Origin of the sequence: Sphingomonas glaciei (assembly GCF_023380025.1) — a bacterium.
Lineage (GTDB): Bacteria > Pseudomonadota > Alphaproteobacteria > Sphingomonadales > Sphingomonadaceae > Sphingomicrobium > Sphingomicrobium glaciei.
In genome coordinates this window covers 138,047-154,815 of the sequence record NZ_CP097253.1, presented here as the reverse complement: position 1 = coordinate 154,815, position 16,769 = coordinate 138,047, and the positions used below count along the sequence as shown (strand labels likewise).

17 protein-coding genes are annotated in these 16,769 nt (G+C 66.5%); 10 read left to right on the top strand and 7 right to left on the bottom strand.

Translation table 11 applies throughout. The features are described from left to right. Positions 1–2: 2 nt before the first annotated feature. Positions 3–701 (bottom strand): tRNA (guanine(46)-N(7))-methyltransferase TrmB, encoded by a 699-nt coding sequence (trmB, locus tag M1K48_RS00695; RefSeq protein ID WP_249503979.1) that lies wholly within the window; start codon positions 699–701, stop codon positions 3–5. A gap of 59 nt (positions 702–760) precedes the next feature. Here trmB and M1K48_RS00690 point away from each other — a divergent pair, with 59 nt between their 5' ends. Both M1K48_RS00690 and M1K48_RS00685 read left to right on the top strand, forming a co-directional pair. Then, positions 761–1,288 (top strand): DUF2231 domain-containing protein, encoded by a 528-nt coding sequence (locus tag M1K48_RS00690; RefSeq protein WP_249503978.1) that lies wholly within the window; start codon positions 761–763, stop codon positions 1,286–1,288. A 125-nt stretch (positions 1,289–1,413) separates the two neighbouring features. Continuing rightward, complete coding sequence (locus M1K48_RS00685; protein WP_319941185.1) at positions 1,414–1,596, top strand: hypothetical protein; 183 nt, start codon at positions 1,414–1,416, stop codon at positions 1,594–1,596. Positions 1,597–1,604: 8 nt separating this feature from the next. Here M1K48_RS00685 and metK read toward each other — a convergent pair whose 3' ends face one another. After that, a complete protein-coding gene (gene metK, locus M1K48_RS00680; protein ID WP_249503976.1) occupies positions 1,605–2,813 on the bottom strand; it encodes a methionine adenosyltransferase in 1,209 nt (402 codons plus the stop codon). Positions 2,814–2,860: 47 nt separating this feature from the next. Beyond that, entirely contained in the window at positions 2,861–4,408 is a 1,548-nt protein-coding gene (gene lnt, locus M1K48_RS00675) for an apolipoprotein N-acyltransferase (protein ID WP_249503975.1), read from the bottom strand. 99 nt (positions 4,409–4,507) lie between these two features. Between lnt and M1K48_RS00670 the strand changes: the two genes are divergently transcribed. Continuing rightward, a complete protein-coding gene (locus tag M1K48_RS00670) occupies positions 4,508–4,762 on the top strand; it encodes a CsbD family protein (RefSeq protein WP_249503974.1) in 255 nt (84 codons plus the stop codon). Positions 4,763–4,821: 59 nt separating this feature from the next. Here M1K48_RS00670 and M1K48_RS00665 read toward each other — a convergent pair whose 3' ends face one another. Next, positions 4,822–5,937 (bottom strand): PQQ-dependent sugar dehydrogenase, encoded by a 1,116-nt coding sequence (locus M1K48_RS00665; RefSeq protein WP_249503973.1) that lies wholly within the window; start codon positions 5,935–5,937, stop codon positions 4,822–4,824. A 74-nt stretch (positions 5,938–6,011) separates the two neighbouring features. On the opposite strand from M1K48_RS00665, the gene M1K48_RS00660 reads away from it, so the two are divergent. Then, complete coding sequence (locus tag M1K48_RS00660) at positions 6,012–7,058, top strand: type III polyketide synthase (protein WP_249503972.1); 1,047 nt, start codon at positions 6,012–6,014, stop codon at positions 7,056–7,058. After that, entirely contained in the window at positions 7,055–7,552 is a 498-nt protein-coding gene (locus M1K48_RS00655) for an isoprenylcysteine carboxyl methyltransferase family protein (protein ID WP_249503971.1), read from the top strand. The genes M1K48_RS00660 and M1K48_RS00655 overlap by 4 nt, the downstream gene beginning before the upstream one ends. Here the strand turns inward: M1K48_RS00655 and M1K48_RS00650 are convergent, their stop codons facing one another. The 3 genes from M1K48_RS00650 to M1K48_RS00640 are packed head-to-tail and all read right to left on the bottom strand — an operon-like array spanning position 7,553 to position 12,240. Next, positions 7,553–9,115 carry a hypothetical protein gene (locus tag M1K48_RS00650; RefSeq protein WP_249503970.1) on the bottom strand — a complete coding sequence of 521 codons (1,563 nt, stop codon included), beginning with the start codon at positions 9,113–9,115 and terminating at the stop codon, positions 7,553–7,555. It abuts the gene before it with no gap. Next, positions 9,105–10,718, bottom strand: coding sequence for a hypothetical protein (locus tag M1K48_RS00645; protein ID WP_249503969.1), 1,614 nt, complete (start codon positions 10,716–10,718; stop codon positions 9,105–9,107). The genes M1K48_RS00650 and M1K48_RS00645 overlap by 11 nt, the downstream gene beginning before the upstream one ends. Further along, entirely contained in the window at positions 10,693–12,240 is a 1,548-nt protein-coding gene (locus M1K48_RS00640; protein WP_249503968.1) for a hypothetical protein, read from the bottom strand. The genes M1K48_RS00645 and M1K48_RS00640 overlap by 26 nt, the downstream gene beginning before the upstream one ends. 164 nt (positions 12,241–12,404) lie before the next feature. Here M1K48_RS00640 and M1K48_RS00635 point away from each other — a divergent pair, with 164 nt between their 5' ends. The 5 genes from M1K48_RS00635 to M1K48_RS00615 all read left to right on the top strand — a co-directional run bounded on the left by M1K48_RS00635 (position 12,405) and on the right by M1K48_RS00615 (position 16,763). Next, positions 12,405–13,202 (top strand): glycosyltransferase family 2 protein, encoded by a 798-nt coding sequence (locus M1K48_RS00635; protein ID WP_249503967.1) that lies wholly within the window; start codon positions 12,405–12,407, stop codon positions 13,200–13,202. After that, entirely contained in the window at positions 13,202–13,639 is a 438-nt protein-coding gene (locus M1K48_RS00630; RefSeq protein WP_249503966.1) for a GtrA family protein, read from the top strand. Before M1K48_RS00635 ends, M1K48_RS00630 begins: the two co-directional genes overlap by 1 nt. A 120-nt stretch (positions 13,640–13,759) precedes the next feature. Beyond that, positions 13,760–14,296 (top strand): ribosome maturation protein RimP, encoded by a 537-nt coding sequence (gene rimP / locus M1K48_RS00625; protein WP_249503965.1) that lies wholly within the window; start codon positions 13,760–13,762, stop codon positions 14,294–14,296. A 3-nt stretch (positions 14,297–14,299) separates the two neighbouring features. After that, positions 14,300–15,949, top strand: a complete 1,650-nt coding sequence (gene nusA / locus M1K48_RS00620) for a transcription termination factor NusA (RefSeq protein ID WP_249503964.1) — start codon at positions 14,300–14,302, stop codon at positions 15,947–15,949. After that, the gene (locus M1K48_RS00615; protein WP_257794156.1) at positions 15,930–16,763 is read left to right on the top strand and encodes a DUF448 domain-containing protein; all 834 of its coding nucleotides are present in this window, start codon (positions 15,930–15,932) and stop codon (positions 16,761–16,763) included. The genes nusA and M1K48_RS00615 overlap by 20 nt, the downstream gene beginning before the upstream one ends. The last annotated feature ends 6 nt before the right edge of the window (positions 16,764–16,769 follow it).

The following is a 16,769-nucleotide window of genomic DNA, read 5'->3' as shown; positions in this document are numbered from 1 at the left end:
CCTCAGCGGCGCCGGTAGCGCAGGTAATAAGGCCGCCGCCCCTCGCGCCGGCTCTTCGCTCCGTAGCGGGTCTCGATCCAGCCCGACGGCGGGTCGAGGAAGTCGGACGGCTTTTCGGCCAGCCAGTCGAACTGGTCGGTGTGGCGCTGCATGATCATCAGCGTCCAGTCGAGATAGACCGGATGGTCGGTCGCGATGCGCAGCTCTCCGCCGGGCTTGAGCTTGCTTGCGAACAGGTCGACCGGCCCGTCGTTGACCATCCGCCTTTTGGCGTGACGCGCCTTGGGCCAGGGGTCGGGATGGAGCAGGTAGAGCATCAGCAGGCTGTCGTCGGGAACCCGGCGCAGAACCTCCAGCGCATCGTTCATGTGCAGGCGCACATTGCCCAGCGGCCCGTCGCGGACGTGGCCGAGCGCGGTGGCGACCCCGTTGAGGAACGGCTCGCAGCCGACGAAGCCGTGGTCGGGCAGCAGGTCGGCGCGATAGGCGAGATGCTCGCCCGAGCCGAACCCGATCTCGAAGTGCAGCGGACGGTCGTCGCCGAACAGGATTCGTGAACTGATCTCGCCCTCGGCGGGCACGCTGATCTGTGGCAGCAGCTTGTCGATCAGTTCCTGCTGGCCCTGCCGCAGCTTGTGCCCGCTGGAACGGCCGTACAGACGATTGATGGTGGTCGGATCACCGGACTTGAAGGCGGTCATGGACCTGCCTTTACTCGCCCGCGTTCAGGCGGCAACAGGTGAGGCACGAAGGACGCGCAATGAACGGTGATAACCCCCGAAGCACGGCGCAGATCGGCGGCCATCCGATCCATCCGCTGCTGATCCCGTTCCCCATCGTCAGCTTCATCGGCGTGCTGGTCACCGACATCATGTGGCTGACCACCCGCGAGGGCGGCTGGGCGACGGCGAGCAACTGGCTGCTTGGGGCCGGGCTGCTCACCGCCCTGCTGGCGGCGGCCGCGGGCATGGCCGATTATCTGGGCGACGACCGGGTCAAGCGGATCGGCGCCGCGACACGGCATATGATCGCCAACATCGTGGTGATGACGCTGGAAGCGGTGAACCTCGTCGCGCGGCTGACCGGCGGGACCGATCAGGTCGGGACCCTGGGGGTATGGCTCAGCCTCGCGAGCGTGGTGATCCTTGCCTATTCGGGATGGCTCGGCGGCGAACTGGTCTACAAGCATCGGGTCGGTGTGCAGGATCGCGGCGGCCCCGGCGATGGCGGCGCCGGGCTCCCGGATCAGCCGGCGACAGACCGGAAGTTCAGCCGCGACCGGCGCTGAGCGGACCGGGACTTTGGGTCACGTCGAGTCCTGAAGTGCGCCAGACACGTTGTTGAGACATGAGCTTCAGGCAACTCTCCCCGCCCCTTCCCATCCACGTCGCCGATCGCGCCAAGGGACAAGCCATGGCCGTGATCGACTATGGTCCCGAATTCGACCTTTTGTGGGTGGTCGCAATGGACGAGGGCGGCGAGATCTGGTGCGTCCCCAATCCGCAGGTCCGGATGCAGGCGAACTGGTCGCTTGGCCGAAGCCGAGCGCCGACACCGGGGCTCGGCAAGCTCGCCCCGGTGCCGTCGGTCGGATAGCTGCAGGATCAGCCGACCAGCGACTTCAGCTCGTCGCCGAGGTCGGTCTTCTCCCACGGGAACAGATCGCCCTCGGCTTTGCGGCCGAAGTGGCCATAGGCGGCCGTCGGAGCGTAAATCGGCTTGTTGAGGCCGAGAGCGGTGCGGATGCCGCGCGGGGTCAGGCGTCCGAGGCGCTCGATCTTGCCGATCGCCTGCTCCAGCTGGTCGTCGCCGACCGTGCCGGTGCCGTGCGTGTCGACGTAGAGCGACAGCGGCTCGCTGACGCCGATCGCATAGGACAACTGAATCGTGCAGCGGGTGGCGAAGCCCGCCGCGACGATGTTCTTGGCAAGGTAGCGCGCGACATAGGCGGCCGAACGGTCGACCTTGGTCGGGTCCTTGCCCGAAAAGGCGCCACCGCCATGAGGCGCCGCGCCGCCGTAGGTGTCGACGATGATCTTGCGCCCGGTCAGGCCGCTGTCACCGTCGGGCCCGCCGATCTCGAACGCGCCGGTCGGGTTGATGTGGTAGACGGTCTCGTCGCTGAGCAGATCGGCCGGGAGGATGTCGGCGACGACCTTGCGAACGTAGGCCTTGAGCTCAGCCTCGGGCTGGCCTTCGTGGTAGCCCTTGGCGTGCTGGCTCGACACCACGATCGCGGTGGCGGCAACCGGACGGCCATCGTCGTAGCGCAGGGTCACTTGGCTCTTGGCGTCAGGCTCAAGGAACGGGGCCGCGCCCGAATGCCGGTCGGCGGCCATCCGCTCGAGGATCTTGTGGCTGTAGTAGAGCGTCGCCGGCAGGTAATCCGGGGTCTCGTCGGTGGCGTAACCGAACATGATGCCCTGGTCGCCCGCGCCCTCGTCCTTGTTGCCGGTGGCGTCCACGCCCTGCGCGATTTCCGACGACTGGCCGTGCAGCTTGTTGATCAGTTCGAGCTGATCCCAGTGGAAGCCGGACTGCTCATAGCCGATCCGCTTCACGGTCTCGCGAACGACCTGCTCGACTTCTTCCGGGATGCCCGGAGCCCACTGGTCATTCTCGTAGATGCCCTTGCCGCGGATTTCGCCGGCAAGCACCACCAGCTGCGTCGTGCACAGCGTTTCGCAGGCAATGCGCGCTTCGGGATCCTTGGACAGGAACAGGTCGACGATCGCGTCGCTGATCTGGTCGGCGACCTTGTCGGGATGGCCTTCGGAAACGGATTCGGAGGTGAAGAGATAGGACTGGCGCATGGGACTCCGGCACGTCTGGAAGCGGATATAAGGATATAAAGATAGCTTTATATGTGCTGCCTGTAGCGACCCCGCGCGTCCATGCCAACCGCCAACAGCAGCAGCAGGAAGGCAAGGCCCAGCGGGAGCGGGTTGCCGATCCGGGAAAAGAGCGTGGGCGGCTTGGCCAGCGGCAGCTCGGCGTCGATCGCGCCTGCGGTGCGCCACGGCAGGCTGGCCGAGACCGCGCCATTGGCATCGATCACCGCGCTGATCCCGGTCGGGGTGGAGCGAATTACCGGCAGCCCTTCTTCGGCGGCGCGAAGCCGGGCCTGGGCGAGGTGCTGCGGCGGACCCCAACTGCCGAACCAGGCGTCGTTGGACGGGTTGAACAGGAAATCAGGCCGATTGTTCGGATCGACGACCTGGCCCGAGAAGATGATCTCGTAGCAAATCTGCAGGCCCATCGTGCCCCAGCCAGGCAGCGCCAGGTTGCGGGGGCCCGGGCCCGACAGCGTGTCACCTACTCCTGGCGCGAGTTGGCTGAGGCCGATCGCCGACAACAAAGGCCGCATCGGGAGATATTCACCATAGGGCACCAGATGGGCCTTGTCGTAGCGGCCGAGGATGCGGCCGTCGGCGGTGATCGGCATCACACTGTTGGTGCTTCCGACCAAATTGGCCTGACCATCGACCACCAGTGAAAAGGCACCGGTGACGAGGAGGTCCGAGCTTGGCCGGAGAACTTGTCCGGCGCGCCGTGCCGGCGGCAGTCCGGCCGTCCGGCGGGGCGGCGGCGGACCTTCGATCTGGAAGGCGACGGGCACGGCCACTTCAGGCCAGAGCAACAAGGTCGGGCGGGCCCCCGGCTTCAACACGGACAGGCTGGTCAGACGGCGAAAGGCTTCCTCCTCAAGCCCTTCGCGCCACTTGTCTTCCTGGCCGATATTGGGCTGGACCACCCGGATCGACTTGCCAGCGGCGACCTGGGGAGCCGTGCGGGTCGCGAAGGCAAGCAGGCCAAGCCCTAGCAGGAGGGTGGCGAGAATGGCGGCGCTGCGCCGCGCTTTGGCGAAGACCAGAAAGATGGCCCCGCCCAAAAGCACCACCAGCATCGACAGGCCATAGGTGCCGATCACCGTCGCGCTGCCAAGCCAGAAGGTGTCGAGCAGGGTCACGCCTACCGGGTTCCAGGCGAATCCGGTGAACATGGTCGCCCGCAGCCACTCGGCAAGCGCCCATCCGCCCGCAAGCGCCAGTACCAGGGCGATGGGGGAGCGCTGCCCGAAACGCCACGCCAGCCCGGTTGCGAGCGCTGGATAAACGGCGAGGTAAAGGCTCAGCAGCACCACCGCGACCCAGCCCAGCCATCCCGGCATCGCCGCCTGGTAGGTGAAAGCGGTGGCGATCCAGTTGAGGCCGAGCACGAACTGACCGGCACCGAACAGCCAGCCGGTGAGCAGTGCCTTGCCCATGCTCCCACAGCGCGAGACCAGCATGGCAAGGGCCGCGAACGCGAGCGGCATCAGCGGCCACAGGCCGACCGGCTCAAACGCCAGCGCAGAGAGAATACCAAGCGGAAAGGCGGCGAGCAGGTGAGAGGTCCGGAAGGTCACGGCCGGGTCTTTGGCAGATGATGCCGCCACTGCAAACACGGGCGGCACTTGGACCGCGGTCGCGCGTTGAGCCGGCAACCCCATTTCTGGAGAAGCAACATGAACATCGACACGATCGCTGGCGAGACCACGCGCACCAAGGGTGACTTCAAGGCCGGCCTCGGCGACGTCACCGGCGACACCAAGCTGCAGCAGGACGGCGCCACCGACCAACTTTCGGGCCAGGTGCGTAAGGGCTTCGGCCAAGTTCGCGACTTCGTGAACAACAACAAGGCCGCCAGCTACACCGCTGCCGGGATCTTCGGCCTGGCGCTGCTGAACAGCCTGCGCGGCAAGCGTACCAAGAACGTCTAAGCGCGCTTCACGATGAAAGAGGGGCGGCTCCATGCGGGGCCGCCCCTTTTTTCATGTCCTCAGGCCGGGGTCAGTCGCAACAGCCTGCCACTGTCCTCCAGCAGGTAGACCTCACCCTTGGGCCCCTGCTCCACCTCGCGGATGCGGGCCATCTTCCAGCGGTCGGCCTTGCTCGCCTGGTCGCCATTGACGTCGATCCGGATCAGCGATTCGCCCGACAGGCCGCCCATCAGCAGGTCGCCCTTCCACTGCGGGAAGAGATCGCCCGAATAGACGATCAGGCCGGCCGGCGAGATGCTGGGGTTCCACCATACCTTGGGCTGCTCGAACTCGGGCCGGGTCGGGTGATCGGGAATGTCGCCGCCGCCATAGTTGGAGCCGTTGGACACCACCGGCCAACCGTAATTCTTGCCCGGCAGGACGAGGTTCACCTCGTCACCGCCCTGCGGTCCCATCTCATGCTCCCACAGGCGCCCGTCGGGGGCGAAGGCGATGCCGAGCAGGTTGCGATGGCCGATCGAATAGAATTGCGCCTGCACACCGCCCTTTGCCGCCCACGGATTGCCGGGGAACGGCTGGCCTTCCGGCGTCAGGCGAAGCACCTTGCCGAGGTTGCCGGTCGTCTCCTGCGCCGGCTGGAACTTCTGGCGATCGCCCGAGGTCAAGTACATCGCGCCGTCGGGCCCGAAGGCGATGCGGTGCGAGAAGTGACCGTTGCCGCTGACCTTGGGTGCCTGCCGCCAGACGATCTTGAAGTCCTGCAGCGCATAGGCACTTCCGCTCCGCGCCAGCCGGCCATAGCCGACCACCGCGCCGCTGGTGTCGCCGTCACCGCCCTCCACGTAGCTCAGGTAGATGCGGTTCTGCGGGCCGACCACCACGTCGCCGAGGCCACCCTGCCCGGCGACCTTGGCCTTGGGTGCGTTCGAGACGGCGGTCTTGGCGCCGGTATCGGCATTCACTACCCACAGGCGGCCGTCCTTTTCGCTGACCAGCGCCTCGCTCCCGCCGGGCAGGAAGGTCATCGCCCACGGTGTATCGAAGCTCGCCACCGGGGTGACCTTGAACGGCTGGCTGCCTTCCGCCGGCTGGTCCTGCGCCGGCAAGGCGGCCGACCCGCACGAGGAAAGAGCTAGACCAAAGGCCATCACGCCCTGAAGAGTACCAAATCGCATCCTAAAACCTCCGCGGCGAGTTACATCCCGATATTCTGTAGTCCGCATCCTCGATATAGGAAGCACATCCCTTAGTGCAGCCCGTCACCCTTCTCAGCCTCGCCACTGCAGTCCCTCCGCATCGCATCAGCCAGGCTGAAGCCAAGGACACCGGCCGCGAACTCTTTTCCGGGCGCAAGGCGCTCTACGACCGGTTGTCGGGCGTGTTCGACAATGCCGGCATCGAGGGCCGCAACATCGTCGCCCCGATCGAATGGTATGGCGGCGACCACCGCTGGCAGTCGCGCAACAACCTCTATCTGGAGGCGTCCGAGCGGATGTTCGAGGAAGCGGCGATGGGCGCGCTGGACCGGGCCGGACTGGCCCCCGCCGACATCGACGGGATCGTGTTCGTGTCGACCACCGGCATCGCGACCCCCAGCCTCGAAGCCCGCGTCGCACCGCGGATGGGCTTCCGCGGGGACGTCCGCCGGGTGCCCGTGTTCGGGCTAGGCTGCGCGGGCGGGATCAGCGGGCTGGCCACAGCCGCGCGTCTCGCCGCGGCCGATCCGGGCACGCGCTGGTTGTTCGTCTGCGTCGAGACCTGCTCGATTTCGATCCGGCTCGACACCGACGACCCCGCCGCATTGGTCGCGACCGCGCTGTTCGGCGACGGCGCGGCGGCGGCGATCGTCTCCACCGCCGGCGACGGGCCCGCCATCATCGGCGCGGCGGGCGAGCGGCTATGGCCCGACACGCTCGGCATCATGGGCTGGCGGGTCGAGGATCCGGGCCTCGCCGTGGTGTTCGACCGCGCCATTCCGCCCTTCGTCACCGCCGAGCTGGCGGGCGCGATCGACGGCATCCTCGGCGACATGGGGCTGACCCGCGGCGACATCGACCGGCTCTGCTCGCACCCCGGTGGGGCCAAGGTGATCACCGCGATCGAGACGGCCATGGAACTGCCCGAGGGCTCCCTCGACCTCGAGCGCGAGGTGCTGCGCGACCATGGCAACATGAGCGCGCCGACCGTATTGTTCGTCGCCGAGCTGCTGCTCGCCCGCGGCTTGCCGGAGCGGACACTGATGACCGCCTTCGGTCCCGGCTTCACCTGCGCCGCACTGACCCTGGAGCGCGCATGAGCGATCCGCACTGGCCGGCCTATGCCATCCTGTTCTTCGTCGTGCTGCAGCGCCTGTCCGAACTGCAGATCGCGCGCGCCAACACCGCGCGGCTGCTGGCCGCCGGCGCCTATGAGCATGCGCCCGGCCATTACCCGCTGATCGTCGCGGTCCACGCCGGCTGGCTTGCCACCCTGTTCTGGCTGGCCCCGGGGCGCGACATACACTGGCTGCTGTTCGGGCTGTTCCTGCTCCTCCAGGCCGGGCGCCTGTGGGTGCTGCGGACGCTGGGACCGCGCTGGACCACGCGGATCATCGTCCTGCCGAATGCTCCTTTGGTCACCGGCGGACCGTTCCGCTTCGTCCGCCACCCCAATTACCTGGTGGTGATCGGCGAGATCGCCGTGCTCCCGCTGGTATTCGGGCTGTGGCAGGTGGCGCTGATCTTCTCGATCCTCAACGCGATCGTGCTCACCATCCGCATCCGCGCCGAGATGGGCGCGCTCGGCGGCTGATCAGCGCGGATAACGGTAGACGTCGTACTTCTCGTCGCCATAGGCGCGGCGGAACGACCCGACCTGGCGCGTCTGCGTGCGAAAGCGGTCGATGTTAGCTCGCGTGTAGGTCGTGGTGTCGCCGTACATGACGTCGTAGCGGCCGGGCGCCACGGTCTTGAGGTCGCGCTGGAGGACGATGAGGATCGGCCGTCCGCTTGTGCCGTGGAGCGTCGCGGCGGCTGCGATGAAATCGTCGAGCCCGAGATGCCGCCGGCCGGTGCTGCTAAATGCAGCCAGCGTTCCAGGCCGGCCCTGCCGCATCAGCCAGAACGGCTGATTACTGAAATAGACCGCGGATTCGCCGAGCGTATCAGGATCGAAGATCATCACCGCGCCCGCGTTTTCGGGTTGGGCGGCCAGGGCGGCGAGGTCGGCCGCGTGGCTCCATGGCCTGCCCTCGATCGTCGCGGTGACCGGCCAGCGCAGGTAGAGGATGGTCTGAATCGCCAGCAGTCCGACCAGCCCCCAAGCCGCGACCAGCGCGAGCGTGCCGGCACCAGCGACTTGCCCACCCGTTCGCGCGCCCCGCTTGCCGGCCTCGATCCACAGCAGGGCGACGAGGAACATCAGGAACAGCGCCGCATGACGATAGGCCGCAGGAAAGGCGAAGAAGAAAAAGGTCTTCAAGGTGAGGAAGGCGGCCACGGCCGCGATGATCGCCGGCTTGCTTCGCAAGAATGCGAGCAGGGCCAGGACCATGAAGATGTTGGCGGCGAACAAGGCGTTGTCAAAGCCAAGCGCCCCGAAAGAGCGCTCGGCGTCGAACAGGCTTGCCAGCAGGTTGGCGGCGGAAAAGGGCACGCGGTTGGCAGCGGCCGCCGCATCGTTGACCGGCGGATAGATGGCGAGGAAGCAGAGCAGGACGCCGACCGAAAGCAGCACGCCGTTGGCCACCAACATCGCCGTGGTGCGTGAGCGAAGGGCGGGCCGCTCCAACCACACCTCCACCATCCGGTAGAGATAGAGCGCCCCGGCGACGAAGACGCTTGGCGCATTGCTGTTGCAGAGCAGCAGGAGAAGAAAGCCGAACCACGGCCCGTCCTTCGCGCGCTGGTAGCTGGCCGCGATGACGAACAGGATGAGCGCGCTCAGGCCGTAGTTTCGCGACACGACCGAATATTCGAAACCGAGGTGCTGGCTGAACAGCAGCAGGGCGATGATCCCGATCCTGAAAGGCGACTTCAGCGCCAGCAGCGCGGCGGCGGCGACGGAAATCGCCAGCCCAAGCGCGGGCAAGACCTCACGCACCCCGAACAGCTCATGCCCGGCGCGAAGGAGGACGTACCACAGGTGGGGATGACCTTCGCCGTGAACGACGCGGAACAGGTCGAACAAGTTCGAGGCCATCAAGGTCAGCGACCAGGCCCGCACCTCGTCGCGCCAAGGCACGTGATGCCAGGCGAGCCAGCCGGTGGTCGCCAACCACGCCAGCAATAGCAGGACGCGGATGCCCCGGTTCGACGAGGGTGGTCGCGCGGCAATCAGTGGCTGGCGCACCCAGCTATCGGACTCATCTCCCACGGCCGGCTGCGCCCCGTGTATAGAGATAGACATCATATTCCTCGTCGGTCTGCGCCGGACGCAGGCTGACTAGCGGCCGGGTGGCGGCAAGGAAGCGCGACCTTCCCTCGGGCGTGATCGCCGTGCGGTTCTGGAACATCATCTGGAAGTCGCCGTCCTCCCCAATCGGCCGTTGCAGCGCGATTGCCACCGGGCGGCCGGTGCGGCCGTTGAGGAGCCGGGCGTCGGCCAGAATGTCGTCCAGGGTAAGGTTGCCGCGACCGTTCTTGCTGAATGGCGCCCAGCTGCCGAAACGAGACTGGCGCAGCAGCCACAGCGGTTTGCCGCCGCGGTAATAGACCACCGCTTCTCCGACCATGTCGGGATCAACGATCAGCAGCGCGTCACGCAGATCGGGCCGCTCCATCAACGCGGCGAGGTCGGCAGAGCGGCTATAGGGCACGCCCATGACGGCTTGGGCGACCGGCTTGCGCAGCAGGGTGACGACCTGGACGGAGAGCAGCAGCACCAGCATCCACTTGCCGACCGGCACCGCCTTCGACCGCCAGTGCGACGCGGGCAGGCACTTTTCCCCGCCTTCCTTCGCCACGATCCAGGCCAGCGCGAGCAGGAAGACGAGGAACAGCGCGATGTGCCTGAGATAGGCCATGTAGATGAAGAAGAAGAAGAATTTCAGCGCGAAAAAGGCCAGCACCGCGACGATCAAGGCGCGCTTGTGGCGGGCGAAGACCAGCAGGCTGCCGGTTATGAAGACGAGGCTGATGGTCTGCGCCGGCCACGGAATGCCGAGGTCGCGAACGAAGGTCTTCTGGTGGAAGATGGCACGGACCAGGTTACAGGCGGTGAGCGGGCGCTTGTCGAGGCCGACGGCGGCGTCGTTGAAGGGCGGATAGACGGTCAGGAAGGAGGCCAGTGCCCCGCTCGCCGCGAGAACGGCATTGACCGCCAGCCGCGCCCACTCGCCGCGCCGTTCGCTTGGCGAGGTTCCGAGCACCTCGAGCGCACGGAACAGGAACAGCGCTCCGGCCAGGATCAGCACCGGCACGTTGACGTTGGCGAGCAGGAACAGCAGCAGCCCGAACCACAGGCTGTCCTTGATCCGCTCCCACCACGCCGCAATGGCGAACATCAGCAGCGCCGCGATGCCGTAGTTGCGGGCGATAACGGTGTAATCCATCACGAAGAAGGCGCTGAACAGGGTGGCGAACAGCACCCAGAGGCGGAACGGCGCCTTGAGCGCGAACAAGGCGGCGGCAAGGAAGCCGAACAGCAGCCCGGCCCCGCTCAGCACCTCGCGCGCGCTGGTCAGCTCGTGCCCGGCACGCAGGATCAGGTACCAGAGGCTCGGGTGCCCCTCCCCGCGCAGGCCGCGGAGCATATCGACGACGGTGTCGCCGCCGATCGCAAAGGCGTAGGCCCGCGCCTCGTCGCGCCAGACGACGTGGAGCGAGGCGAGCCAGCCGACCAGGACGACCCAGGCGCCGAGCAGGACCAGGCGCTGCCACAGCGGCGGTGTCCCGCGCGGCGCCAGCAGCGGCTCCGGCCTGATCGAGTTCCAGCCGCTGCCAACCCCGGGGTCAGCGGGGGTAGATGTAGACGTCATAATCCTCGTCGCCTCCGCCCCGCCGAAGCGAAGCCACCTTGCGCGTCGCCGCCTGGAAGCGGTCGACGCTGCCGGGCGTCAGCAACGTATAATCCTGATACATCATGTCGTAGGCACCCGACCGGGTCCGCTCAAGATCGAGCGCCAGGGCGATCACGACCGGTCGCCCGGTTCGTGCGCTGACTGCCTGGGCCTGCTGCAGCAGCCGGTCGAGCGTCAGCCGCTTGTTGCCCGACAGCGAGAGAGGGGTGATCCGGCCCGGGCGGTCCTGGCGGATCAGCCAGTAGGGCCGGCCGGTCTGGTAGACGACCGATTCGCCCATCGTGTCGGGGTCGATCATCAGCATCGCGCCGCGCAGCTCGGGCCGGTTCATGATCCGGGCGAGCTCGGCGGCGTGCGAATAGGGCTTGCCGGTGATCAGATTCTCGATCGGGTAGCGCAGGTAGCGCGTGGTCTGCATCGCCATCAAAATGGTGAAGGCGGTGGTCCCCACCATCAGCGCCAGCCGCGGCGCTTCGGTCTTCCATTCGCGCAGCCACCCCTTGTCCGCCTCGATCCAGGCCAGCGCGATGATGAAGATGAAGAACAGCGACGAGTGCCGGTAGTAGCCCGGATAGACGAAGAAGAAGAACAGCTTGAGGCAGACCAGCGCCAGCAGGGCGGTGGCCAGTGCCTTGCGGCGATCAAGAAACGCCAGCAGGCTGAACAGGACCACCACCGCCCCGGTCAGCGATCCGCGGCCGAAACCGATCGCCATGAACGACCGCTCGGCGGTGAACAGGGCGCCGAGCAAATTTGGGATCGTGAAGGGTGCCGCGGCGGCGCTGGCGGCACCGTCGTTGGCGGGTGGATAGACGGCAAGGAAGCACAGCAGGGTGCCGGCCAGCAGCAGCAGCACGTTTAACAGCCAGCGGCGCCACGCAGGCGCCTTGAGGCTGGGCTGCGCTTCGTACAGCTCGATCATGCGGTAGAAGGCGAAGCTGCCAGCCAAGAAGACGCTTGGCACGTTGGTGTTGCACAGCAGGAGGAGCAGGACGCCCAGCCACAGCTTGTCGCGGATGCGCGGCCAGAAGGCGGCGATCAGCAGCATGATCAAGGCGGAAATGCCGTAGTTTCGGGCCAGCACCGTATATTCGAACCCAAGGTGCAGGCTGAAGATCAGCAGCGCCAGCATGCCGATCCGGAATGGCCCGCGCAGCACCAGCAACGCGACCGCCGCGATTCCGATCACCAGCCCGGTGACCCGCAGCACCTCGGGCGCTCCGAACAGGTCGTGACCGGCGCGCAGCAGGATATACCACAGGTAGGGATGGCCCTCGCCCTGGACAGTGCGGAACATGTCGGGCCAGGACGAGCCCATCAGCATCAGCGACCAGGCCCGCGCCTCGTCGCGCCAAGGCACGTGGCTGACCGCGATGACGAGGGTGATCGCCAGCCAGACGAGCAGCAGGATCCACCGGGCGCGGCGATTTGCCGTTGCGGGTTGCTCCGCCAGCAACGGCTGCCGAAGCCACCTGTCCACTCTGCCCGTCACGCTTTCCCCACCCGTAGCCGTCCCTGCGGCACCGCGCTCTTCCCAAGACGGCGCTTTTCTTGCAAGCGTTTACGGTTCCATTAACCTTCGTGCGCGATGGTTGCGGCCTGTACGGGGTTCAGGAGACAGTTTTCGTGATCAATGGGAAGAGGGTGGCCGTCGTCCTTCCGGCCTATAATGCTGACCGGACGCTGGAGCGGACCTACAACGAGATCGACTTCAACATCGTCGACGACGTGATCCTGGTCGACGATTGCAGCAAGGACCGCACCTCGGCCTTAGCACGCGAGCTCGGCATCTTCACCGCCACCCACGAGGATAATCGTGGTTACGGCGGCAACCAGAAGACCTGCTACACCATCGCGCTCGAGCGTGGCGCCGACATCGTCATCATGCTCCACCCCGATTATCAGTACAGCCCCAAGCTGATCCCGGCGATGGCCGGAATGATCGCGTCGGGCCATTATGATGCGGTGTTCGCCTCGCGAATCCTGGGCAATGGCGCGCTGGCCGGCGGGATGCCCCTGTACAAATATGTCGCCAACCGCTGCCTGACCGCGCTGCAGAACCTGCTGATGGGCGCCAAGCTGTCGGAATATCACACCGGCTACCGCGCCTGGAGCCGCGAAGTGCTCGAAACGCTCCCGCTTCCGGCCTGCTCGGACGATTTCGTGTTTGACAACCAGATGATCGCGCAGACGATGTGGAAGGACTTCCAGATCGGCGAGATCAGCTGCCCGACCCGCTATTTCGAGGAAGCCTCGAGCATCAACTTCCGCCGTAGCTGCACCTACGGCTTCGGCGTGCTCGGCACGGCGTTCCTCTACCGCCTGTGCAAGATGGGAATGACCTCATCCGAGCTGTTCACCAGCAACGAGCGGTTGCCCAAGTCGGTCAGCGGGGGGCGCGCCGTCGTGGCGCCGGCGCCGATGGTCACCGAGAACGCCTGATGCTTCGACCCCTGATGGCGGGTCATGCGCGGCGGGCGCAGCAGCTGCTCGCCCACCCCGCATCCCGGCAGCTGATCCGCTACATCATCGCGGGCCTGCTGGTGACGTGGTTCGCTGCGACCATCTACACTCTGCTCGTTTCCCGGCACCTAAGCCCGTATCTGGCCAATGTCGGAAGCACCGCGGGCGGGCTGATCGCCGGCTACACCATCCACAGCCGGTGGAGCTTCAAGGACGGCCGCAAGGACAGCGAGACCTTTCAGCTGGGCCGTTTCCTTGCCGCATCCGGGGTAGCGTTCGGGATCAATACCTTCTGGATCTGGCTGACGGTGAAGCAGCTTGGCCTGTCGTCCTACGCCCCGGTGCCGCTGATGATGGCGGCCACCCCGATCCTCAGCTTCCTGCTCAACCGCTATTGGGTGTTCAAGGCGCACTGAGACGGTTGCGCCGGAGACGGCTTGCTCCTATACAGAGCCTTCCTCCTCACATCGTTGATGCTGGCGAGGCCGCCCGGGTTCCCGCGGCGGTCCGAGGGGGCTTGAACTTCCGGGAGCCGCATGAACCACAAGCTTCACGACCTGATCGAAATCGAGGCCAATGCGCTCGGCTTCGACCTCGTGCGCGTGGCGATGATCGGCGGCAAGACCGATCCGACGCTGCAGATCATGGCAGAGCGGCCGGACACCCGCCAACTCACCATCGCCGATTGCGAGGCGCTGTCGCGGCGCGTGTCGGAGCGGCTCGATGCGCTTGAAGCGGCGGGCGAGGATCCGATCGACGATGCCTACCGGCTCGAGGTCAGCTCGCCCGGTATCGACCGTCCGCTGACCCGGCTCAAGGATTACAGCGACTGGCAGGGTCACGAGGCTCGCCTCAAGCTTTCCCGTGAAGTCGACGGTGCCAAGCAGGTGACCGGCGACATCCTCGGCGTCGAGGAAGAGACCATTTCGATCTCGGGCTCGCAGGGCGATCGCCGCATCCCATTCGATGCCATCCATTCGGCCAAGCTGCTGCTGACCGACCGCCTGATTGCGGCGACCCAACCGCTCACCACCGAGGGCGCCGACGAACTTGAACCCCAAGAGGAAGAGTAAGACATGGCCACCGCCGCTCCCGCCGCCCCGACGGCCAACCGGGCCGAGCTGCTCGCCATCGCCGACAGCGTCGCGCGCGAGAAGCTGATCGATCGCGCCATCGTCATCGAGGCGATGGAAGATGCGATCCAGCGCGCCGCCCGCGCCCGTTACGGCCAGGAAAACGATATCCGCGCCAAGCTCGACCCGCAGTCGGGCGACCTGCGCCTGTGGCGGGTCGTCGAAGTGGTCGAGGAAGCGCCGGAAGATTATTACAAGCAGATCGACCTCAAGGGCGCGCAGAAGCTCAAGGCCGATGCCGCGGTCGGCGACTTCATCGTCGATCCCCTGCCCCCGATCGAATTCGGCCGCATCGCCGCCCAGGCCGCCAAGCAGGTCATCTTCCAGAAGGTCCGCGACGCCGAGCGCGAGCGCCAGTATGAGGAATTCAAGGACCGCACCGGCGAGATCATCACCGGCGTCGTCAAGCGGGTCGAATTCGGCCACGTGGTGGTCGACCTTGGCCGCGCCGAGGGCGTGATCCGCCGCGACGCCCAAATCCCGCGCGAAATGCACCGCGTCGGCGACCGCGTCCGCTCGCTGATCCTGCGCGTCGCCCGCGAAACGCGCGGGCCGCAGATTTTCCTGTCCCGCGCGCACCCCGACTTCATGAAGAAGCTGTTCGCGCAGGAAGTGCCGGAAATCTACGACGGCATCATCGAGATCAAAGCCGCCGCCCGCGATCCGGGGAGCCGCGCCAAGATCGGCGTCATCAGCTACGACAGCTCGATCGATCCGGTCGGCGCCTGCGTCGGCATGAAGGGCAGCCGCGTGCAGGCAGTCGTGCAGGAGATGCAGGGCGAGAAGATCGACATCATCCCCTGGTCGGAAGACACCGCGACCTTCGTGGTGAACGCCCTCCAGCCGGCGACCGTCGCCCGGGTCGTCATCGACGAGGAAGAAGGCCGGATCGAGGTGGTGGTCCCCGACGACCAGCTGAGCCTGGCGATCGGCCGCCGCGGCCAGAACGTCCGCTTGGCCAGCCAGCTGACCAGCAGCCAGATCGACATCCTGACCGAGGCCGACGCTTCCGAAAAGCGCCAGAAGGAATTCGTCGAGCGCTCCGAGATGTTCCAGACCGAGCTGGACGTCGATGAGACGCTGGCCCAGCTGCTGGTCGCCGAAGGCTTCACCAGCCTCGAGGAAGTGGCTTACGTCGAGGCCGACGAAATCGCCTCGATCGAAGGTCTCGACGACGACATCGCCACCGAGCTCCAGGAGCGTGCCTCCGAAGCGCTGGAGCGCCGCGAGGCCGCCTCGCGTGAAGAGCGCCGCGGTCTTGGCGTCGAGGACGCGCTGGCCGAGCTGCCGCACCTCACCGAGCAGATGCTGGTGACGCTGGGCAAGGCCAAGATCCTGACCCTCGACGACCTTGCCGACCTGGCGACCGACGAACTGGTCCAGAAAAAGCGCCCCGAACCCCGCCGCCGCGCCGAGAATGCGCCGCAGCGGACCGAGGACAAGGGCGGGATCCTGGCCGAATATGGCCTGTCCGAAGAGCAAGGCAACGAGATCATCATGGCCGCCCGCGCCCACTGGTTCGAGGATGAAGCCTCGGACGACGGCGCCGAACCTGCAAGCGAGGAGGCCGTTGATGCGGACACCTCGCAATGATCCGCTAGGCGCTCCAGCCACCACCGGCCCCGAGAGCAATCTCGGGGTCGAGGATCAACCTTCCGGACGTGCGGCGACACCGCCAGACACGAACGCCGAGTCGCGCCCTGAGGACCAGGACGCAACCGTCGAGGATGACGCCAAGTCTCGTAATTCTCCCCAGCGCAGCTGCGTCCTCACCCGCCGGACCGCGGACAAGTCGGAGCTGATCCGGCTCGTCCTCGGCCCCGACAATCAGGTTCATCCCGACGTCCGCGCCAAGGCGCCCGGGCGCGGGGCGTGGATCGGGGTCAGCAAGGCTGACCTCGAAACCGCGCTCGCCAAAGGCAAGCTGCGCGGCGCCCTGGCGCGCGCGTTCAAGACGCAGACGCTCGAAATTGTGCCCGATCTTCCCGACCGGATCGAGCAGGCACTGGCCCGCGCGACCCTCGACCGGCTCGGCATGGAGGCGCGTTCGGGAACGCTGACCACTGGCTCCGACCGGATCGAGCAAGCCGCTCGCGGCGGCAAGGTGAGAGCCTTGCTATATGCTTCGGACGCCAGCCTCGACGGCCGCCGCAAGCTCGACCAGGCGTGGCGGGTCGGGGGCTCGGAAGTTATGGGTCACCGGCACGGCTTGGAAATCCCGGTCGAACGCACCATCTTGAGCATGGCGCTGGGGCGGGAAAATGTGGTACATGTGGCTCTGACCGACCCGGGAGCGGCCGCGCGCGTGCTTGCAGCACTGACCCGCTGGCGTGCTTTCATTGTAGGAACTGCTGGGGTAGGCCGCGGCGACGACGCCGTCGGTCCGACTCTTGCTGACGACGAGTAGACAAAG